The following is a 20,374-nucleotide window of genomic DNA, read 5'->3' as shown; positions in this document are numbered from 1 at the left end:
ACCCCCAATGTCAGATCACAGCTGAAAGAAATGCCTTGGTGCGCGCCTCGCGCGGCGCACCCAACACGTCGGAGGCGCGCCCTTGCTCGACGATCGCGCCCTGGTCCATGTAGACGACGCGGTCGGCGACCTCGCGCGCGAAGCCGAGCTCATGCGTCACCACCATCATGGTCATGCCGCTCTTCGCCAGCTCCTTCATGACCGCGAGCACCTCGCCGACGAGCTCGGGATCGAGCGCGCTGGTCGGCTCGTCGAACAGCATCAGCATCGGCTTCATGGCGAGCGCCCGCGCAATCGCCACCCGCTGCTGCTGGCCGCCGGAGAGCTGCGCGGGATACGCGTTCGCCTTGGCCGCAAGTCCGACGCGCCGGAGCAGCTCGAGCGCCTCGGCTCGCACCTCGTCGGGCTTGCGGCCCTGAACCTGCGTCGGGCCTTCGGTGATGTTCTCGAGCGCGGTCTTGTGCGGAAACAAATTGAAGCGCTGGAACACCATGCCGGTCTTCAGCCGCTGCCGCCCGATCTCGCGCTCGCTGAGACGACGGAGCCGTCCGCCCTGCTCGCGCACGCCCAGGAGCTCGCCATCGAGCCAGATGCCGCCACTGTCGATCGCGGCGAGCTGGTTGATGCAGCGAAGCAGCGTTGTCTTGCCCGAGCCGGAAGCGCCGATCAGGCACATCACCTCGCCGGGCCAGACGTCGAGCGAGACACTTTTGAGAGCCTGGAACTCTCCAAAATTCTTGCTGACGGAGCGGATCGCGACGAGAGGTTTTGTCATCGCGCAAGCCGCAATGTGCCGCGTGCAAAACGGCGTTCAAGCAGCATCTGGAGCGGGGTCAGGATCGAGACCACGAGCAGGTACCAGAGCCCGGCGACGATCAGCAGCTCGATGACGCGGGAATTGGCGTAGTAGATATTTTCGGCGTTGTGCAGCAGTTCCGGATACTGGATGACGCTCGCGAGCGAGGTCGCCTTCACCATGCCGATGAACTCGTTGCCGAGCGGCGGGATCACCACGCGCATCGCCTGCGGCAGCACGATCCGCCGCAACGCGCGCAGCCGCCCCATGCCGATCGCCTGCGCCGCCTCATATTGCCCGATATCGACCGACAGCATGCCGGCGCGCATCACTTCGGAGGTGTAGGCGCCCTGGTTGATGCCGAGCCCGAGCAGCGCGGCGAGGAACGGCGTCATGACATCGACGGCACGCGCGCTCCACAGGCCGGGAATGCCAATGGTCGGAAACACCAGCGCGAGGTTGAACCACAGCAGCAGTTGCAGGATCAGCGGGGTGCCGCGGAACAGCCAGGTGTAGCCGGCGGCCACCGTCTTCAGCACCGGATTGGGCGACAGCCGCATGATCGCCACGACGATGCCGAGCACGATGCCGAGCGCCATCGCCAGCACCGCCATCACCATGGTGTTGACGATGCCTTCGAGGATGACCTTCACAGTCAGGAAGCGGCTGACATAAGACCATTCGATCTGGCCGTTCGCAAAGGCGCGCGCAATCGCCGCCAGCACGAGGACGATCAAGGCGGCGCTGAACCAGCGGAACCAGTGCGGCTCGCGCGCGACTCGCATCCCCGACAGATCAGGGAAACCCTCCGCGAGTGCCGGCGCCGGCCTCATTGCGGCGCCGCGTTCAGCATGGGCTGGGCGACCGCATTCGCGCCAAGGCCCCATTTGTCGAGAATGGCCTTGTAGGCGCCATCGGCGATCATTGCGGTGAGCTTCTCGGTTACCACCTCGCGCAGGGCCGCATCGTCCTTGCGGAACATGATGCCCTGATATCCCCTAGCGAAGGCCTCGCCGACAATTCGGTATTTGCCGGGCTCTTGTGTCTGCGCATAAGGCAGCGTCTCGCTGCCCTGCACGGCGGCGTCGATGCGGCCCTGCTTGAGCTGGTTGCGCACGTCGATCGAGTTCTCGCCCGGCACGTACTGAATCGCCGGCTTGCCGGCCGCCTCGCAGTTCTGCTTGCTCCACTTCTCGATCTCGACCGGGAAGCTTGTGCTGCGCGTCGTCCCGACCTTCTTGCCGCAGAGATCGGTCGCGGCCTTCGCCTCGCTCTCCGCCATCACGAAGAACTGCGGGCCGGTCGCGAGATAATCGACGAAATCGGCGGTCTCGCGCCGCGAGGCGCGGTCCGAGATGCCGCTGATGATGAAATCGGCGCGCTTGGTCTGCAAGGAAGGGATCAACTCGGCAAATGGCGTCTCGCTCCAGACGATCTTGAGGCCGCCGAGCCGCTTGGCGAGCTCGTTGGCGAGATCGATGTCGAGCCCGACGAGCTCGTTGGTCGCGGGATCGCGATATTCCATCGGCGCGTAGGTCGAGTTGACCGTGAGCTTCAGCGCGCCCGCCTGCTTGATCTCCGCCGGCAGTTCGGCGGCTTGCGCGGAGGCGATTGCGGCCAGTGCGGCAAGGCCGAGAGAAAGCGAGAGGCGTGTCATGTCAGCTCCAATCTTTTCCTTTGCCGATCTTTCCCTTTTGACGACGCCTGCCAGCGCCGTGCCACCTGTTCAGTCGGCGTCGAGAACGGCCGGCTCGATGACGCCGGCGCGTTCGGTGATCACCCTGTATTGCTCGGGCCGCCGGTGGGCGGCGAAATTGAACATCTTGTCCTTGCCCTGGCGGCAGAGGTCGAGATCGATGTCGGCGACGATCACCTCGTCCGCGAGCGTCTGCGCCTGCGCGACGATGCGGCCGTTGGGATCGACGATACAGGAGCCGCCGATCAGCCCGGAGCCGTCCTCCTCGCCCGCCTTGGCCACCGAGATCGCCCAGGTCGCGTTCATGTAGGCATTGGCCTGCGTCACCAGTGTCGAGTGGAAGGTGCGCAAGGCGCCGTCCTCGGTGGTGCCCCCATTCGGATCGTAGGCGGCCGAATTGTAGCCGATGCAGACAAGCTCGACGCCCTGCAGACCGAGCACGCGCCAGGATTCCGGCCAGCGGCGATCGTTGCAGATCATCATGCCCATGATGGCGTGGGCCCAGGCCGAGCCGGCGCGGAAGGCGGGAAAGCCGAGATCGCCATATTCGAAATAGCGCTTCTCGAGCTGCTGGTAGCGCGCGCCCGGGCGCGGCTCGACCGAGCCCGGCAGATGCACCTTGCGATAGCGGCCGAGAATCTCGCCGTCGCGATCGACCAGGACGGCGCAATTGTAGCGGCGGCCGTCCGGCGTCAGCTCGGCATAGCCGACATAGAAGCCGACGCGCAGTGCACGCGCACGGTCGAACAGCTTCGCCACGGCCGGGTTCGGCATGCCGCGCTCGAAATAATGGTCGAGCACCTCGCCTTCGAGCAGCCAGCGCGGAAAGAAGGTGGTGAAGGCAAGCTCCGGAAACACCACGAGGCTGGCGCCACGGCCGGCGGCCTCCTCCAGCAGCGCAAGCATGCGCGAGAGCGTGTGCTCACGCGTATCGGCTTTTTGCGTCGGGCCCATCTGGGCTGCGGCGGCGCGAAGGACACGAACCAAGATTGCCTCCAATCTGTGCGCAGTGCTGCCTCAATGGGCGAATGAACCCTTTGATGCGACGTGCAAATCCGCTGCCATTACGCGGAAGCGGGGCTGCAAAATCAATTCGTTCTGTTATGATCTTTTGGCCCTGAGTATAACCGGCAGTGATATGAACCTGCGTCAGCTCGAGATCCTGCGCGCCGTCATCCGCCACCGCACCACGGTCGCGGCGGCGGACGAACTGGCACTGTCGCAGCCCGCGGTCAGCAACGCGCTGAAGACGATGGAGGCGCAGGCGGGCTTTGCGCTGTTCGAGCGCGTCAACAACCGGCTGTTTCCGACTGCCGAAGCGATGGCGCTCTACAAGGAGAGCGAGGCGATCTTCGCGCTGCACGCAAAACTCGAGGACCGCGTGCGCGATCTGCGCGAGAATCGGTCCGGACATCTTGCGATCGTGGCAACGCCGCCGCTTGCCTACAGCATCATCCCGTCCGCGCTATCCAGCTTCCTGCGCCGCCGCCCGGAGACGCGCGTCTTCTTCGACGTGCGGCGCTACGAGGGCATCATCGAGGGTGTGCTCAGCCGTGTCGCCGAACTCGGCTTCGCGCTCGGGCTGACGCATCATCCCGGCATCGCGCATGAGGTGGTGCACACCGGCGAGATGGTGTGCGTGCTGCCGCCGCAGCATCCGCTCGCCGACAGGCCCGTGATCTCGGCGGCGGATCTGTCCGGCCTGCCCTTCATCGGGCTCGAGCGCGGCACGCGGCTTGGCGAGGCCGTGCGCGACAGTTTTGCGCGTGCCAGTGCGCCATTCCAGCCGACGGTCGAGGTGCGCTACTGCAACACCGCCTGCGTGCTCGCCGCCGCCGGCGTCGGTGCCGCGGTGGTCGATCCGTTCTCGCCGCGGCAGAACGGCGGCAATGGCCTCGTCGTCCGGCCGTTCACGCCGACGACCCACGCGGTCGCCTACATGCTGTGGTCGGAAGCCGAGCCGCTGTCACGCCTCGCCAAGGCCTTTCTCAACGAGGTGCGGAAGGAGAGCGCGCTGCTGGAAAGCACAGCGCCACACCAGCAACATGGGGCAGAAGGCGACTGAGCTTCGCAACCTTTTACCTTGGGGGGCACATGGCACGCATCACCATCATCGAGACGGGACAAGTCCCGCAAAAATATCGCGAGCGCCACGGCTCGTTTCCCGACATGTTCGAGCGCATGGTCCGCGCCGAGGATCCGACAGCCACGGTCGACGTGGTCAGCATCCCGAACGGTGACGCGCTTCCCGATCCAGGCAAGCTCGAAGCCGTGCTGATCACCGGCGCGGCCGCCGGCGTCTATGACGGGCTCGACTGGATCGCGCCGCTCGAGGACTTTGTCCGTAAAGCCTACGCCAGCAAGACGCCGATGGTCGGCGTCTGCTTCGGCCATCAACTGATTGCGCAGGCGCTCGGCGGCACCGTGCGCAAGTCCGAGAAGGGCTGGGGCATCGGCCGGCATGTCTATCAGGTGCTGCCGGAGAACGGCGTCGTCGAAGGCGAAGCGGTCGCCATCGCCGCCTCGCATCAGGACCAGGTGATCGAGCCGCCGAACGACGCACTGACGATCCTCTCGTCCGAGTTCACCCCGCATGCCGGCCTGCTCTACGCCAACGGCGCGACGCTGACCGTGCAGCCGCATCCGGAGTTCGACGTGGAGTTCGCCGAAGTGTGCTGCGAACTGCGCGACGGCAAGGTGCCGGAGGATGTCGTCGCCACGGCACGGACGTCGCTGGCGCAGCCGCTGGACAGCGCGAAGCTCGGTGGGGCGATTACGAGGTTTCTGGCGCGCAAGTCTCTCCCCTCATCCTGAGGAGCGCGCTCTCGCGCGCGTCTCGAAGGATGAAGGCCCGGATGCGGCAGCAGGGCCTGCATGGTTCGAGACGCCGCTTCGCGGCTCCTCACCATGAGGATTGAGAGTTGCTTGCGCGGCTCAGAACGGGTCAGTCCCAAGCCCCGCCACATCCGCCGGCCGCGGACCCGGCGCGGGCCAGTGAAACCGGCGGTCCTTCTCGGCAATCATGATGTCGTTGATCGACGCCTCGCGCCGCTTCATCAGGCCGTGCTCGTCGAACTCCCACTGCTCGTTGCCGTAGGAGCGATACCATTGGCCGCTCGCATCGTGCCATTCGTACTGGAAGCGCACGGCGATGCGGTTGCCGTCGAAGGCCCAGAGGTCCTTGATCAGGCGGTAGTCGTGCTCCTTCTCCCATTTGCGGGTGAGGAAGGCGACGATGGCCTCGCGGCCCTGGAAGACTTCCGAGCGATTGCGCCAGCGGCTGTCCTCGGTGTAGGCGAGCGAAACGCGCACTGGATCGCGTGAATTCCAGGCGTCCTCGGCCATGCGGGCCTTTTGCGCGGCGGTCTCTTTCGTGAAGGGCGGAAGCGGCGGGCGCGACATGATGGCCTCATCGGTTGGTCGGGGCCGCAAATCTATCGCCGCAGCCGGCGGAGTCGAGTGGCCATCAGCTATCGGGCGATCACGAAATCAGATCAGCCTTCATCAACGTGCGGATCGATTTCGGGATCGGCTGGGCACGGCCGCCGCTGATGAAGGCGACGCGCACTTCGGCCTTGACCAGCACATCCTCGCCGCGCCGGACCTCCTGTGCGAGCATGATGGAGGCCCCCTTTACCGCGACCGGCCAGGTCACGACGTCGAGCACGTCGTCCATCCGCGCGGGCTTGAGGAAATCGAGGTGCATCGAGCGCACCACGAAGGCGAAGCCGGCGTCCTCCGTCGCGGGCTGCTCGAACAGCGCCTGCTGCTCGGCGCCCATCAGCCGCAGATGATTGGTGCGCCCACGCTCCATGAAGCGCAGATAATTGGCGTGATAGACGATGCCGGAGAAATCCGTGTCCTCGTAGTAGACGCGGACCTGCATGTGATGGCGGCCGTCGCGGATCTCGCCGTCAAGATGGGCAGTCACGTCGCGTGCCTCTTCGCTTTTTTTTGCTACCGGCCCGTTTTGCGCAAAAACGGCCGGCCGTGCAAGCGCAGGCTACGCCACCGCCGGCCCCGCCCTCCCCAGCGTCACCTCGACGATCTCCGGCGGCACGCCGACACGGAGCGGCATGATGCTGCAACCGAGGCCGCCGGAGATGATGACGTCGCATTTCAGCCTGATATGACCATAGGCGAGCCGGAGGCCGTGCTGCCGCGGAACGGCCGGCGACCAGCCGAGCAGGCGGACCTGGCCGCCATGGGTGTGGCCGGACAGTTGCAGCGCGACGCGCGCGGGCACGCGCGGGGCGATGTTGGGCTCGTGCGCGAGCAGGATGATCGGCGCGTCGTCCGTGACCTTGGCGAGCGTCGCTGTGAGATCGTCGGCACCGAAGCGCCCCGTGCGCCGGAAGCGCCGCGCCGGCAGGAAGGCGAGCTGATCGCCGAGGCCGGCGAGCCAGAACGGGCGACCGTCCTTGGTGAGACGCACGGCGTCGTTCTCGTAGACCGGAATGCCGGCCGCCTCCAGCGCACGATGCGCCACCGTCGGGCCATGCCCGGCCTGCTGCACGACCCTGTCCACCCAATAATCGTGATTGCCCATGACGGCATGGACGCCGAGCGGCGCTTTCAGGCCCGCGAGCACCCTGGCCCATTCGTTCGCGGGAATGATGCGCGTGACCTGGTGAAGTCCGGCGACATAGTCGCCGAGCAGCACGATGAGGTCGGCATTCAATCCATTGGTGCGGTCGACGATGGCCTCGATCCGCTCCAGCGACATCCAGGGATCGCAGGCATGGACGTCGGCGATCACGGCGATCTTGAGCGGCAGATCCGCCGGCCATTGCCGCGGGGTCGGATGATAGCGGGTGACGCCGAGCCGCAGCACCGGCTCGATACCGACGCCGTAGGCGGCGGTCGAGACACCGAGGGCGGACAGGCCGCCGAAGGAACGGATGAGATGACGGCGCGTGATCATAGAAGTCCGCTTCTGCTACGGCGTCTTGATGCGGTCCGATTGAAGCGGAATTGGGGTACGCTCGTGCAGACCGTCTGCATCCCGGTGCAGACCGTCTGCACAAGGGCTACCATCGGCTCTCGCCGACCAGCGCATCCAGCCGCGCCTTCAATTCGTCGGGCGCGCGGTAGTACCAGACACCGCCGAGCAGATCGCGAAAACGTGCATCGGCGCGCGCCTCGCGCTCGATGCGATCGATCGTCCCGACGCTGATCACGTCTTCGAGGGGACCGGCGGCCAGCAGCGACAACAGCACCGGGTTGGACTCGATCTTGAGGATCTCCAGGATCAGGTCGATCATCCTGTCGGGATCGTCCTCGCGCAGGTCGCGCTCGAAATCCATGATCGCGAACAGATTGTCGTCCTGGTCGCGCTCGGATCTGGAATATTGCTCGACCCAGGCGCGCGCAAGCTCGGCGACCGACAGGTTGGCACAATCGAGCGGCTCGCGCGGCGTGCGCTGCGCCAGATGGTCGGCATGCCACGCCTCGCGATCGGCGAGGCCTGCAATGCGCGACATCAAGGGATCGTCGGGACCGACATGCACGCCGCCCAGCAGCCAGCGCAGCCGGTCATTGTGCGCGGCTTCCTGCTCGACACGCGCCATCACCTCCGTGCCATGCGCATAGAATAGCGCCAGCAGGAACTTGTCGTTGAGCTGCATCACCGTCGGCTTGTCGGCCTCGGTCTTGAGAACATCGAGCACGAGATCGAGGGCGGCTTGCGGCCTGCGATGCGGCAGATGGTCGAAATAGATCTTGATGGCCCAGATGCTGCCGACCTGGTCGCGACGGCTGACGCGCTGAAGCGCGCACCACATCGACGCCAGCTCGCCAAGCGGCATCGAATCCAGCAGCGCCTCGGTCTCGTCGGGCGTGCGCAGCTGCGGCGCGGCCGCGATGGTCTCGAGCAGCCTCGTGTCGTCCGTCGGCGCCATTCCTTCCCACTCCAGTCCGTGTGCGGCAATCCTGCTCGCCGCGCGTTCGGATTAGTGCCGGGATGGAACCGGTGGGTTCACCGACTGCGGCGATCAGTCGTCGCTTTCGTCGGTGCCGAACAGGCCGAACTGTGCCGCATCGCGATTGGGTTCGGCGAGGCCGAGATGGCGGAAGGCGTGCGAGGTGAGCAGCCGGCCGCGCGGGGTGCGCTGGAGATAGCCGCACTGGATCAGATAGGGCTCGATGATGTCCTCGATCGCATCGCGCGGCTCGGAGAGCGCTGCGGCCATCGTCTCGACACCGACGGGACCGCCGCCATAGTTCATCGCGATGGTCGTGAGATAGCGGCGGTCCATGGCATCCAGGCCCGCGGCGTCGACCTCGAGCGCACTGAGTGCGTGATCGGCGATCTTGCGATCGATCGTGTCGGCATTCGCAGCCGAAGCGAAGTCGCGCACGCGCCGGAGCAGGCGCCCGGCGATACGCGGCGTGCCGCGGGCGCGGCGCGCGATCTCGTTGGCGCCATCCGCACTCATGCCGACATTGAGCACGCGCGCGCCGCGAGTGACGATGCTTTCCAGCTCTTCGATGGTGTAGAAATTCAGCCGCACCGGAATGCCGAAGCGGTCGCGCAGGGGATTGGTGAGAAGACCCGCGCGCGTGGTGGCGCCGACCAGAGTGAACTTCGACAACTCGATCTTCACCGAGCGCGCCGCCGGGCCCTCGCCGATGATGAGGTCGAGCTGAAAATCCTCCATCGCGGGATAGAGCACTTCTTCCACCGCAGGGCTCAGGCGATGGATCTCGTCGATGAAGAGCACGTCGCGCTCTTCGAGATTGGTCAGCAGGGCGGCGAGGTCGCCGGCCTTGGCAATCACTGGGCCCGACGTGGCGCGAAAGCCGACGCCGAGCTCCTTGGCCACGATCTGCGCGAGCGTGGTCTTGCCGAGGCCGGGGGGCCCGACGAACAGCACGTGATCCAGCGCCTCGCCGCGCTTGCGCGCCGCCTCGATGAAGATCGAGAGATTCTTGCGGGCCTGCTGCTGGCCGACGAAGTCGGACAGCGATTGCGGGCGCAGCGCGGTGTCACCGACGTCATCGGAGCGGCGCTCGGGCGTGACCATGCGGTTGGGCGTTGTCATATGGCCAGCCTATCAAACAATCTTCCGACGCACAGGGACAGCTGGACGTTAACGACCAAGATCGCGCTCTGCACCCACACCTCGGGCTCCCCGACGAAATCGAGCGACTTGGCCGTCGAGACCATAAGCACGAAATACAAGGCGGGCGCGAGAAGAAGGACATTCCACCACGCCACACGCCCACGGAGTCGTCCAATCCCGACAATGACCGCCGAGGCAATGAGAGCGGGCAAAGCCCACATCTTCAAACCAAGCAGCGTAATTCCGATCGCGTCGCGCGAGATCGAGAAACAGCGAACGACTCGGCTGAGGAAACATCCGGAAGCCGAAAACGCGATTGTTTCGAGAATACCCGCGATCACTGTCATCAGGAAAACAACGAGGAAGGCGCGTCCGAGATTCACCAGCTCCGGCCTACCTGATCCTTCGGCGTATAGGCCAGAACTCACTTCGCGAGCTCCTTCAGCCCGAGCCGGATCAGTTGCGCCGTCTCGGCATTCTCGCCCGCACTCCGCGATGCGGATGCAATCGCGGCGGCGGCCTGCGGCTGGCCGTAGCCGAGATTGACCAGCGCGGAGATCGCGTCCGCGACGGGCCGCGGCGCGCGCTGGTCGTCGACGGCGCCGGCAAGATGCACCACCGCCGGATCGACATTGGCAAAGGCGGGCGCCTTGTCCTTCAACTCGGTGACGATGCGCTCGGCGACCTTGGGGCCGACCCCGGGCGTGCGCGCCACCGCGGCCTTGTCGCGCAGGGCAATCGCATTGGCGAGGTCGGACGGCGCCAGCGTGCCGAGCACGGCGAGCGCGACCTTGGCGCCGACGCCCTGCACGGTCTGGAGCAGGCGAAACCATTCGCGCTCCTGGTCGGTGCGAAAGCCGAACAGCTTGATCTGGTCCTCGCGGACATAGGTCTCGATCGACAGCACGGCGGCCTCGCCCGGCGCGGGCAGATGCTGGAGCGTGCGCGCCGAGCAATGCACCTGGTAGCCGACGCCGCCGACGTCGAGGATGACATAGTCCTCGCCGTAGGAATCGATCAGGCCCTTCAGCTTGCCAATCATATCCCCACCACCTTCAGCCTGAGCGCCGTGCTCTGGCGGTGATGGGCGTGGGTGATGGCGATGGCGAGCGCGTCGGCGGCGTCGGCTGACGGCGGCTCGGCTTTCGGCAGCAATATCTTCAGCATCATCGCGATCTGTTGCTTGTCGGCATGGCCGGCACCGACCACGGTCTTCTTCACCTGGTTCGGCGCGTATTCGGCGACGCTGATGCCGAACATTGCGGGCGCCAGCATGGCGACGCCGCGGGCCTGGCCGAGCTTCAGCGTCGCAACGCCGTCCTTGTTGACAAAGGTCTGCTCGACCGCCGCTTCCATCGGCTTGTGATCGGACAGGACCGCCGCGAGCCCTTCATGGATCGCAAGCAGGCGGCTCGACAGTGGCAGGTCGTCCGGCGGTTCCACCGAGCCGCAGGCGACATAGATCAGGCGATTGCCCTCGGCCTCGATCACGCCCCAGCCGGTACGGCGCAGGCCGGGGTCGATGCCGATGATGCGAACGGGGCCACGAATCGGGAGCGCAGTCATGGGCCAGTGATAGCGGCTGGCTGCTTGGAGCGAAACAGAAACAGAACGAAAGTAACAGGGGAAGTGGGGCGCATGAGGCGGGTGCTGCCCGCCACATTCTCCGATGTCATACCCGCGAAGGCGGGTATCCAGTACGCCGCGGCCTCTCCGTATCCTCCCGGCGTCTCTGGAATACTGGGTCGCCCGGTCAAGCCGGGCGACGACAGCGGAGAGTGCAGCCCTACCCGCCCATCTTCGCCATCAGCGCGTCCGACACCTCGAAATTGGCGTAGACGTGCTGGACGTCGTCGTGCTCGTTGAGCAGGTCCATCAGCTTGAGCAGCTTCTCGCCGGTCTCGTCGTCCACGGCGACCGTGTTCTGCGGCTTCCAGATCAGCGCGGCCTTGCGCGGCTCGCCGAACTTGGCTTCCAGCGCCTTGGCGACGTCGCGATAGCCTTCGGTCGAGGCGTAGATCTCGTGGCCGCCTTCGCCCGAGATCACGTCGTCGGCGCCGGCCTCGATCGCGGCATCGAGCACGGCGTCGTCGGAGGCGACGCTGCGGTCGTATTCGATGATGCCGGTGCGATCGAACATGAAGGAGACCGAGCCGGTTTCGCCGAGGTTGCCGCCTGACTTGGTGAAGAAGGAGCGGATGTCGGAGGCGGCGCGGTTGCGGTTGTCGGTCAGCGCCTCGACGATGACGGCGACGCCGCCGGGACCATAGCCCTCGTAGCGGATCTCGTCATAGTTCTCGCCGTCGCTGCCGAGCGCCTTCTTGATCGCGCGCTCGATATTGTCCTTCGGCATGTTCTCCTGGCGCGCGGCGATCACGGCGGCGCGCAGGCGCGGGTTCATGGCGGGGTCGGGCGTCCCCAGCTTGGCGGCGACGGTGATTTCCCGCGCCAGCTTGCCGAACAGCTTCGACTTCTGGGCATCCTGCCGCCCCTTGCGGTGCATGATGTTCTTGAATTGGGAATGTCCGGCCATGCGTGGTCTCGTAAAGGAATCGTCAGCCAAGGTGAGGGTGGGAAGCGCGGCCTTATAGGCCGCCAACCCACCGAAATCAAAGAGGCTCTGCGACTTTAAGGTAACACAGTAATGCCTCGCGCCTAGATGTCAGGCATCGTTAACCCTGACTTCATTCCGGGCTGCGAAAATAACGTCCGACCGTCCCCCGACAAGAGAGACCTGATGGCGTTCGGACTATTTCGGAAGCGTCTGCCGGACATGGCTGCGCCTGCGGCCGCCCCGCAGGCCGCACAGCCGCCGGCCCATTCCGAGCCCGGCCCGGCCACGGAGGGCGATTCTGCCAGGGAAATCCTGGAACTGCTGGAACTCGAGCTGGGCGCGATGATTCGCCAGCTCGAGCGCGCCGCCAATTCGGTAGCCGGCGGCGCCGAAGCGACCGCCGTGACGCTTGCGGCCATTCGCGACCGCACCGACGCCCTGACCGGCCGCACCAACGCCGCGCAGTCGACCGCATCCACCTTCGCCCATGCCGCCGACAAGTTCACCCAGTCCGCCCAAGGCATCGGGGCGCAGGTTCGCGCGGCCGGCAAGCTCGCCGACGAGGCCAGTGCCGCGGCGCAGGAAGCCCGCGCCAATGTCGACCGCTTGCGGGAATCCTCCGCCGCCATCGGCAACGTCGTCAATCTGATCGCGCAGATCGCGCGGCAGACGACGCTGCTCGCGCTCAACTCGACCATCGAGGCCGCGCGCGCCGGCGCTGCGGGCAAGGGTTTTGCGGTCGTCGCCACCGAAGTGAAGGCACTCGCGGTGCAGACCCAGGGCGCGACGGAAGAGATCACCAAGAAGATCGACGCGCTCCAGCGCGACGCCGCCGGCTCGGCCGATGCCGTGCACCGCATTTCGCAGGCGATCGAGGCGATCCGCCCTGTCTTCGAGACCGTCAATGGCGCGGTCGCCGAGCAGAACGCCACCACGAGCGAAGTCTCCGGCAATGCCGCCAGCGCGTCGGAGTTCATCGTCTCGGTCGGCCAGAGCGCGGCCGAGATCGATGCTGCAACCAAGGCGGCCGAGACCCACGGCGAGAACGTCGCCAGCGCCGGCAAGGCGGTCACCACCTTCGCACAGAAGCTGAAATCGCGCTGCGCGGTGCTGCTGCGCCAGAGCGAGCACGACGACCGCCGCAAGACCGAGCGGCTGCCCTGCCATCTCAAGTTCGAGAGCGCGCGCGCCGTGATGCCGGTCTATGAGATCGCGATGGACGGCGTGCTGCTCGGCGGTGCGGACGCAGGCCGGCTGGCACCGCAAGCGATGATCGAAGGCAGCCTCGAACAGGTCGGCGCCTGCCGCCTGCGCGTCGTCGAGCAATCCAAGGCCGGAGCCCGCGCGCATTTCGTCAATCCCAATGCCGAGCTCCGCGAGAAGATCGAAGACCGGCTGTGGTCGATCCATGAGGAGAACACGGAGTTCGTCACCCGCGCCATGGAAGCGGGTAACGCGCTGACCGCGATCTTCGAGCGGGCGGTTGCACGCGGCGAGGTTGGGATCGACGACCTGTTCGACACCGACTATGTGGAGATTGCGGGCACCAATCCGCAGCAATACCGCACCAGATATCTGGACTGGGCCGACCGCGCGCTGCCGCCGTTCCAGGAAGCGTTTCTCGCCAAGGAACCGCGCATGGCGTTCTGCGCCATGGTCGACCGCAACGGCTTCCTGCCGGTGCACAACAAGATCTATTCGCATCCACAGCGGCCGGGCGACGTCGCCTGGAACACGGCCAACAGCCGCAACCGGCGCATTTTCAACGATCCGGCGGGGTTGGCGGCCGCGCTCGCCGAACGATTGATCGACCAGCTCGCCGACCGCATCGGCGGTCTCGGCGTGGAGCTCGCCGACATTGCCGGCAACGTCCAGGAAGTCGCAAACCGCGTCGCGAACCAGTCGGAACGGTTCCATCATCTCCAGGAGATGGCCGAGACGATGGTTTCGGCCAACCACGACATCGCCAATGCGTCGCAGGCGGTGCAAACGACGACGTCCGCTGCGGTCGGCGAGATCGCGCAGTCGCGCAGCGCGGTCGATACCGCCGTCAACCGCATCTCCGAGCTTGTCGCGGCCGTTGGGCGGATCGAGGCGCGCTTGAGCGCGGTCGGCTCGGCGCTGGCGCAGGTGGCCAAGGTGTCCGGCTCGATCGAGGCGATCGCGAAACAGACCAATCTGCTCGCTCTCAACGCCACCATCGAGGCAGCACGGGCCGGCAATGCCGGCCGCGGCTTCGCGGTGGTCGCAAGCGAGGTGAAGAACCTCGCCGAAGCCACCCGCCAGGCCACGCACCAGATCTCCGACACCGTGCGCGATCTCGACGGCCAGATCGAAGGCCTGATCGGCGAGAGCAGCGACGCCTCGCAGCGCGCGAAGACCGCCGGCGAAGGCGCCCAGCAGATCTCCAGCATCATCTCCCGCGTCCAGCAGGGTTTCGCCTCCGTGGAAGCGGAGATCGACAGCGTCGCGCGCGCGGCGACCTCCAATCTCGGCCATTGCGACACCGTCATCAGCGAGCTCAACGAGCTCGCCAAGGGCGTCGACCTCTCCTCGCGCGATCTCAAGAGCGCCGATCAGCGGGTGACAAAGCTGCTCGACACCTCCGAAGGCCTGATCGCGATGATCGCCGACAGCGGCGTGGAGACGTCGGACGCGCCGCTGATCCGCGCGGTCGTCGAGACCGCCAAGCGGATCTCGGCCGAGTTCGAGGCCGCGATCGATCGCGGCGAGATCACGCTCGACCAGCTCATGGACGAGAAGTACCGGGAAATTGCCGGCACCGATCCAAAACAGTATCTCACCAGCTACGTCGACTTCACCGACCGCGTGCTGCCCGCCATCCAGGACCCGATCCAGAAGTCCGACCCGCGCATCGTGTTCTGCGTCGCCTGGGCCAAGGGCGGCTACCTGCCAACCCACAATCCGAACTACCGCCTGCCGCAGGGCAAGGACCCAGTCTGGAATAACGCCAATTGCCACAACCGCCGCCTGTTCACCGATCGCGCGGTGAAGAAGGTCGCAGGCAGCACCAAGCCGTTCCTGCTCCAGACCTATCGCCGCGACATGGGCGGCGGGCAGTTCGTGCTGATGAAGGACCTGTCCTCGCCGATCATGGTCCGCGGCAAGCACTGGGGCGCGTTCCGGATGGGCTTCCGGCACGGCTGACGGGTCTCGCGACGGCCCTTGAATCAAAAACCTGAAAAACAACCCCATGCACAGTAGCCGGGGCGCGTGGAATCAATGGCTTACGCGCCTGGCGAAGAGACTCATCCAGCGCCCCGACGAAGGTGCGTTCCCTCCCCCCTTGCGGGGGAGGGCTAGGGAGGGGGGTAGCCCAGCAAAAGGTGCCCGTTGTTGATGACGCACCGAGGGCGGATGCGCGGCGGAGGGAGTCCCCGTGTGGCACCCCCCTCCCTGCCCCTCCCCCGCAAGGGGGAGGGAACGGGCCGAACTCGATCCGCCTTCAGCTCATCGCACTTTAGGCGCCTGATGAACCGTTGACCCGTCGGGCAAAACAGGGGCATAATGCTATTATTCCGAAATGGCATGTTCTCCTCGCCGTCCTCTCCAGCAAGATAGAGCTATCGCAGGTGCCTTCTTGGCGGCCGCCTGAGCAAGCGCCTCGTCCTTCGAGACGACCGCTTCCAGCGGTCCCTCAGGATGAGGCTAAGCAGCATCGGCGACCGTTGAAATTGCTGCCGCGCACTCCACCCTCATCCTGAGGGCCCGCGGTAGGCGGGTGTCTCGAAGGATGGGCTGCGGACGAGCCATCCACCGCGCTTCTTGATATGCGATTGCCCTCTCCACAAGGGGGGAGAGCACAGCAATCGGCCGTTGCAATTGATCCCGTGCACCGTGCTCGCCGTCGCCCGATTTTCCCAATCGCACGAATTTCGTCATCGCATGGTTTTGCGCGTTCGCACGATCGTCTGCGGCGACCGTCGAGGCGCGCGACGAAAATGCGTCAAAACATGACGCTTATCATATCAATTAGCCCAAAACCGTTGCAGCGATCGCCGCACAAATTCGTGAACGTCATGGCCTGACGCTTCAGCCGCGCAAATATGCATTGCCAGGAATTTCGACGCTTCATCGTTTCGCGTCGTTATGATTATGGTCGCGCGGAAATTTCGCCGGCTTGATCGCCGCAAGCGATCGTCGAGCAAGGGGATGCATATGGCAACTGTTCTCACCATCAACGGCGAAACGAAATCCTTCGACGCGCCACCGGACATGCCGCTGCTGTGGGTGCTGCGCGACATCCTCGGGATGACCGGCACCAAGTTCGGCTGCGGCATCGCGCAATGCGGCGCCTGCACGGTGCATGTCGACGGCAAGGCGGTGCGCTCCTGCGTGCTGCCGGTGAGCGCGGTCGAGAACCGCTCCATCACCACGATCGAGCACGTCGGCAGCACGCCTGCGGGCGCGAAGGTGCAGAAGGCCTGGTTAGAGGCCGAAGTGATCCAGTGCGGCTACTGCCAGTCCGGCCAGATCATGTCGGCTGCGGCACTGCTGGCGGCAACGCCAAACCCCGACGATTCCGACATCGACGCCGCCATGGCCGGCAACATCTGCCGCTGCGGCACCTATGTGCGCATCCGCGAGGCCATCAAGCAGGCCGCCTCCGGCCGTCAGTCGTGAGGTCCGCCATGAATGCACACAACAGCGTTTCCCGCCGCACGCTTCTGACCGGGGGTCTCGCCACCGGTTTCCTGTTCGCCTTCCACCTGCCGCTGCGCGCCGCCGTCAACGAGCCGGTGCAGCCGCCTGACGCGACCGACGGAAAGTTCGCACCCAACGCCTTCATCCGCATCGACCCTGAAGGTGCGACCACGCTGGTGATGCCGCAGGTCGAGATGGGACAGGGAATCTACACTGCGATCTCGATGATCCTGGCGGAAGAGCTCGACGCGGATTGGTCGAAAGTCCAACTGCTGCACGCACCGGCCAACGAGAAGCTTTACGGCAATCCGATTTTCATCATTCAGGCGACCGGTGGCTCCACATCGGTCCGAGCATTCTGGAAGCCGCTGCGTGAAGCCGGCGCCAGCGCGCGTGCCATGCTGGTGCAGGCTGCAGCTGCGCAATGGAACGTCGATCCCGCCAGTTGCACGACGTCGAAGGGTGAGGTGACCCACAAGGCGAGCGGCCGGACGCTCTCCTATGGCGCGCTTGCGGCTGCCGCGAGCGGCCAGACGCCGCCCAAGGACGTCCCGCTCAAGGACCCCAAGGATTTCGTCTATATCGGCCAGCCGTTCAAGCGGCTCGATACGCCCGAGAAGGTCAACGGCAAGGCGGTCTACGGCATCGACGCCATCGTGCCGAACATGAAGTTCGCAACGCTGGCGCAGTGCCCGGTTTTCGGTGGCAAGGTCGGCAAGGTCGATGATCGTGCCGCGAAGAAGATTCCGGGCGTGCGGAAGATCGTCGTGCTCGACGATCTTGTCGCCGTCGTCGGCGATCACATGTGGGCGGCGAAAAAAGGCCTGGACGCGCTCGACATTGAGTGGAACGAGGGGCCGAACGCGAAGATCAATTCGAAAGCGATTTGGGACGATTTGCGCGCCGCCAGCGCAAAGGACGGCGTGGTCGCCAAATCCACCGGCGACATCGCCAAGGGCCTCGCGAGCGGCGAAAAACTCGAAGCTTCGTTCGAGCTGCCGTTTCTCGCCCACGCAACGATGGAGCCGTTGAACGCCACGGTGCATTGCACGCCCGATTCCTGCGAAATCTGGACCGGAACGCAGATCATGGCGCGCGTGCAGTCGGAGGCGGCAAAGGCGGCCGGGCTCCCGGTCGAGAAGGTGACCGTCAACAATCACCTGCTGGGCGGCGGCTTCGGCCGCAAGCTCGAGCCTGACATGGTGGTCGCGGCCGTTCGCATCGCCAAAGAGGTCGACGGGCCGGTCAAGGTCGTGTGGACCCGCGAGGAGGACATTCAGCACGACATCTATCGACCGGTCTATCGCGATACGATCGCAGCGACCTTGTCGGCCGGCAAGATCGTCGGCTGGAAATACAAGATTGCCGGCGCTGCGATCATCGCGCGCTGGCTGCCGCCGGCCTTCCAGAAGGGCATCGATATTGACGCGATCGACAGCGCCACCGACGTGCCCTACGACATCCCGAATGTCCACGTCGAATATGTGCGGGCCGAACCGCCGGCGATACCAACGGGGTTCTGGCGCGGGGTCGGGCCCAACAACAACGTGTTTGCGGTCGAATGCTTCATCGACGAACTGGCGCGCAAGGCGGGCAAGGACCCGGTCGAGTTTCGCCGTGGAATGCTGGCCAATCAACCACGCTTCCTGTCCGTCCTCAATCTTGCGGCAGAGAAAGCCAATTGGGGTCAACCCTTGCCGGCGCGCGTCGGGCGCGGCGTGTGCTTGCAGCCGTCTTTCGGGAGTTTCATCGCAACCGTTGTGGAAGCTGAGGTCGACGAGCAAGGCGAGATCAATCTACGCCGTGCGACCTCGGTGGTGGATACCGGCATCGCCGTCAATCCCGATACGATCGTGGCTCAGGTCGAGGGCGGGCTGATCTTCGGCCTTACCGCCGCGCTCTACGGCGAGATCACCATCGACAAGGGCCGGGTGCAGCAGTCGAACTTCCACGACTACCGCATGATGCGCATCAACGAGACGCCGAAGATCGAGGTTCACGTCGTTAGGAGCGGCGAGGCGCCCGGCGGAATTGGCGAGACCGGCACGACGGCGGGACCGCCGGCGCTGCGCAACGCGATTTACGCCGCAACCGGCGTGGCGCTGCGGCGCCTGCCGATCGACCGGAAACTGCTGGCTGCGGGGAGGAAGGCATGAGCGGCAAGATGCGCATCCTCGCGAGCATCATGGTGATCGCCATCGTCGCGGTGGCGCTCGGCGTCTTCATCATCCGCGGGCCCGGCCCGCTCGACTTTGCCGGCGGCACGAAAGTGGCGCTGGCGGATTATCGCGCCGGCAAGCCCACCGGCGTGCCGGCAAAGCTGGAGAAAGCGAGCCTGGTCGAGCGCGGCGAGTATCTGGCGAAGGCGGCCGACTGCATGGTCTGCCACACTAAGCCGGGCGAGAAGGACTATGCCGGCGGGCTCGCCTTCAAGCTGCCGTTCGGCACGCTCTATTCGACCAACATCACGCCGGACAAGGACACCGGCATCGGCAATTACAGCGACCAGGATTTTCTGAACGCAGTCCAGCACGGCAAGCGCAATGACGGCGCGCGGCTCTATCCGGCGATGCCGTACACCTCCTACACCTTCATGACCGACGAGGACGTGCTGGCGGTGAAGGCGTATCTGTTCAGCCTGCCGGCGGTGCGCGCCAAGGCGCCGGACAATACGCTGTCCTTCCCGTTCAACCAGCGTTGGGCGATGATCTTCTGGTCGGCCGTGTTCAATCCCGACACGCGCTTTGCACCCGATACGTCGAAGAGCCCGGAATGGAATCGCGGCGCGTATCTTGCGGAGGCGCTGGCGCATTGCGGCGAGTGCCACACGCCGCGCAATCTCGGCTTCGCGCTGGACAATCGCAAGAAGTTCGGCGGCGCCATCACCGCCGGCTGGCGTGCCTTCAACATCTCCTCCGACAAGGCCACGGGCCTTGGCAATTGGCGCGACGAGGATCTGATCTCGTATCTGTCGCTCGGCCACGCACCTGGCCACGGCTCGGCCTCGGGTCCGATGGGCGAAGCTGTCGACCACAGCTTCAGCCAGTTCGCCGCCGAAGACATAAGCAGCATCGTTGCGTATTTGCGCAGCGTGCCGCAGGTGCCCTCGCCCGACCTGCCTGCCACCACGGCGCCGGTCGCGCCCGCCTCGCACCGCGACGGCGTCACGGCCGACGCACGCGGCAAGAAGGTGTTCGCCAGCGCCTGCGCCAGCTGCCACGGCTGGAGCGGCGAAAGCCCGGTCTCGCCGATGGCAACACTCACCGGCACCTGGGCCGTCAACGACCCCGCCGCCACCAACGTCGCGCAGATCGTGATCTCAGGCACCAAGCGGCATACGCCGGATGGTGCGCTGTCGATGCCGGCGTTCGGCAACGCGTATACGGACGACGAGATCGCGGCAGTGGCGAACTACGTCACGGCACGGTTCGGCACCAAGGGCTCGAAGCTGACGGCGAAGGACGTCGCGGAGTTGAGGCAGCAGACGGCGGAGTAGCGGTCGGCGAGATTGACGCGCGATCGCACGTCAACCTCCACTGTCGTCCCGGACAAGCGAAGCGCAGATCCGGGACCCATAACCACAGGGAGTGGTTTGGCGA

Annotated in this window: 19 protein-coding genes and 1 pseudogene; 7 read left to right on the top strand and 13 right to left on the bottom strand. The window is 65.6% G+C overall.

Features of this window, described 5'->3' with window-relative positions:
• Nucleotides 1-10: 10 nt before the first annotated feature.
• The 4 genes from XI09_RS22340 to XI09_RS22325 all read right to left on the bottom strand — a co-directional run bounded on the left by XI09_RS22340 (nucleotide 11) and on the right by XI09_RS22325 (nucleotide 3,479).
• Nucleotides 11-775 (bottom strand): amino acid ABC transporter ATP-binding protein, encoded by a 765-nt coding sequence (locus tag XI09_RS22340; RefSeq protein ID WP_271568766.1) that lies wholly within the window; start codon nucleotides 773-775, stop codon nucleotides 11-13.
• Nucleotides 772-1,629 (bottom strand): amino acid ABC transporter permease, encoded by an 858-nt coding sequence (locus tag XI09_RS22335; protein ID WP_177234406.1) that lies wholly within the window; start codon nucleotides 1,627-1,629, stop codon nucleotides 772-774. The genes XI09_RS22340 and XI09_RS22335 overlap by 4 nt, the downstream gene beginning before the upstream one ends.
• Entirely contained in the window at nucleotides 1,626-2,453 is an 828-nt protein-coding gene (locus XI09_RS22330; protein WP_271568765.1) for an ABC transporter substrate-binding protein, read from the bottom strand. The genes XI09_RS22335 and XI09_RS22330 overlap by 4 nt, the downstream gene beginning before the upstream one ends.
• Nucleotides 2,454-2,522: 69 nt before the next feature.
• Nucleotides 2,523-3,479, bottom strand: a complete 957-nt coding sequence (locus XI09_RS22325; protein ID WP_271568764.1) for an N-carbamoyl-D-amino-acid hydrolase — start codon at nucleotides 3,477-3,479, stop codon at nucleotides 2,523-2,525.
• Nucleotides 3,480-3,630: 151 nt separating this feature from the next.
• On the opposite strand from XI09_RS22325, the gene XI09_RS22320 reads away from it, so the two are divergent.
• Both XI09_RS22320 and XI09_RS22315 read left to right on the top strand, forming a co-directional pair.
• A complete protein-coding gene (locus XI09_RS22320) occupies nucleotides 3,631-4,557 on the top strand; it encodes a LysR family transcriptional regulator (RefSeq protein ID WP_271568763.1) in 927 nt (308 codons plus the stop codon).
• Between the two features lie 29 nt (nucleotides 4,558-4,586).
• Entirely contained in the window at nucleotides 4,587-5,306 is a 720-nt protein-coding gene (locus XI09_RS22315; RefSeq protein ID WP_271568762.1) for a type 1 glutamine amidotransferase, read from the top strand.
• A 120-nt stretch (nucleotides 5,307-5,426) separates the two neighbouring features.
• Here the strand turns inward: XI09_RS22315 and XI09_RS22310 are convergent, their stop codons facing one another.
• From XI09_RS22310 to XI09_RS22270, 9 genes are all read right to left on the bottom strand, one after another.
• Nucleotides 5,427-5,894: a nuclear transport factor 2 family protein gene (locus XI09_RS22310; RefSeq protein WP_271568761.1), complete on the bottom strand. Its 468-nt coding sequence runs from the start codon at nucleotides 5,892-5,894 to the stop codon at nucleotides 5,427-5,429.
• Between the two features lie 79 nt (nucleotides 5,895-5,973).
• On the bottom strand, nucleotides 5,974-6,378 hold the full coding sequence (ybgC, locus tag XI09_RS22305; RefSeq protein ID WP_244550181.1) for a tol-pal system-associated acyl-CoA thioesterase: 405 nt from the start codon (nucleotides 6,376-6,378) through the stop codon (nucleotides 5,974-5,976).
• 117 nt (nucleotides 6,379-6,495) lie between these two features.
• The gene (locus XI09_RS22300) at nucleotides 6,496-7,416 is read right to left on the bottom strand and encodes a metallophosphoesterase (protein WP_271568760.1); all 921 of its coding nucleotides are present in this window, start codon (nucleotides 7,414-7,416) and stop codon (nucleotides 6,496-6,498) included.
• Between the two features lie 106 nt (nucleotides 7,417-7,522).
• Complete coding sequence (locus tag XI09_RS22295; RefSeq protein WP_271568759.1) at nucleotides 7,523-8,392, bottom strand: DUF6869 domain-containing protein; 870 nt, start codon at nucleotides 8,390-8,392, stop codon at nucleotides 7,523-7,525.
• A 93-nt stretch (nucleotides 8,393-8,485) separates the two neighbouring features.
• Entirely contained in the window at nucleotides 8,486-9,535 is a 1,050-nt protein-coding gene (ruvB, locus tag XI09_RS22290; protein ID WP_271568758.1) for a Holliday junction branch migration DNA helicase RuvB, read from the bottom strand.
• Nucleotides 9,532-9,984 carry a hypothetical protein gene (locus XI09_RS22285; RefSeq protein ID WP_271568757.1) on the bottom strand — a complete coding sequence of 151 codons (453 nt, stop codon included), beginning with the start codon at nucleotides 9,982-9,984 and terminating at the stop codon, nucleotides 9,532-9,534. Before XI09_RS22285 ends, ruvB begins: the two co-directional genes overlap by 4 nt.
• Nucleotides 9,981-10,598 (bottom strand): Holliday junction branch migration protein RuvA, encoded by a 618-nt coding sequence (ruvA, locus tag XI09_RS22280; RefSeq protein ID WP_271568756.1) that lies wholly within the window; start codon nucleotides 10,596-10,598, stop codon nucleotides 9,981-9,983. Before ruvA ends, XI09_RS22285 begins: the two co-directional genes overlap by 4 nt.
• Nucleotides 10,595-11,122, bottom strand: coding sequence for a crossover junction endodeoxyribonuclease RuvC (gene ruvC / locus XI09_RS22275; RefSeq protein ID WP_027548336.1), 528 nt, complete (start codon nucleotides 11,120-11,122; stop codon nucleotides 10,595-10,597). The genes ruvA and ruvC overlap by 4 nt, the downstream gene beginning before the upstream one ends.
• Before the next feature lie 220 nt (nucleotides 11,123-11,342).
• Nucleotides 11,343-12,089 (bottom strand): YebC/PmpR family DNA-binding transcriptional regulator, encoded by a 747-nt coding sequence (locus XI09_RS22270; protein ID WP_092186776.1) that lies wholly within the window; start codon nucleotides 12,087-12,089, stop codon nucleotides 11,343-11,345.
• A 126-nt stretch (nucleotides 12,090-12,215) separates the two neighbouring features.
• Here XI09_RS22270 and XI09_RS46230 point away from each other — a divergent pair.
• The 5 genes and pseudogenes from XI09_RS46230 to XI09_RS22245 form a co-directional block, all read left to right on the top strand.
• Nucleotides 12,216-13,112 (top strand): annotated as a pseudogene (locus XI09_RS46230) (methyl-accepting chemotaxis protein); the annotation flags it as partial.
• 756 nt (nucleotides 13,113-13,868) lie between these two features.
• Complete coding sequence (locus tag XI09_RS22260) at nucleotides 13,869-15,278, top strand: methyl-accepting chemotaxis protein (RefSeq protein ID WP_442869614.1); 1,410 nt, start codon at nucleotides 13,869-13,871, stop codon at nucleotides 15,276-15,278.
• A gap of 1,011 nt (nucleotides 15,279-16,289) precedes the next feature.
• A complete protein-coding gene (locus tag XI09_RS22255) occupies nucleotides 16,290-16,754 on the top strand; it encodes a (2Fe-2S)-binding protein (protein WP_271568755.1) in 465 nt (154 codons plus the stop codon).
• An 8-nt stretch (nucleotides 16,755-16,762) separates the two neighbouring features.
• Nucleotides 16,763-18,931 carry a xanthine dehydrogenase family protein molybdopterin-binding subunit gene (locus XI09_RS22250; RefSeq protein ID WP_271568754.1) on the top strand — a complete coding sequence of 723 codons (2,169 nt, stop codon included), beginning with the start codon at nucleotides 16,763-16,765 and terminating at the stop codon, nucleotides 18,929-18,931.
• Complete coding sequence (locus XI09_RS22245) at nucleotides 18,928-20,271, top strand: c-type cytochrome (protein ID WP_271568753.1); 1,344 nt, start codon at nucleotides 18,928-18,930, stop codon at nucleotides 20,269-20,271. Before XI09_RS22250 ends, XI09_RS22245 begins: the two co-directional genes overlap by 4 nt.
• Nucleotides 20,272-20,374: the final 103 nt, after the last annotated feature.

Source organism: Bradyrhizobium sp. CCBAU 11386 (assembly GCF_028128955.1).
In the GTDB taxonomy this organism is placed as follows: domain Bacteria; phylum Pseudomonadota; class Alphaproteobacteria; order Rhizobiales; family Xanthobacteraceae; genus Bradyrhizobium.
The sequence above is the reverse complement of the archived record's forward strand: the minus strand, read 5'-3'. Positions and strand labels throughout refer to the sequence as shown.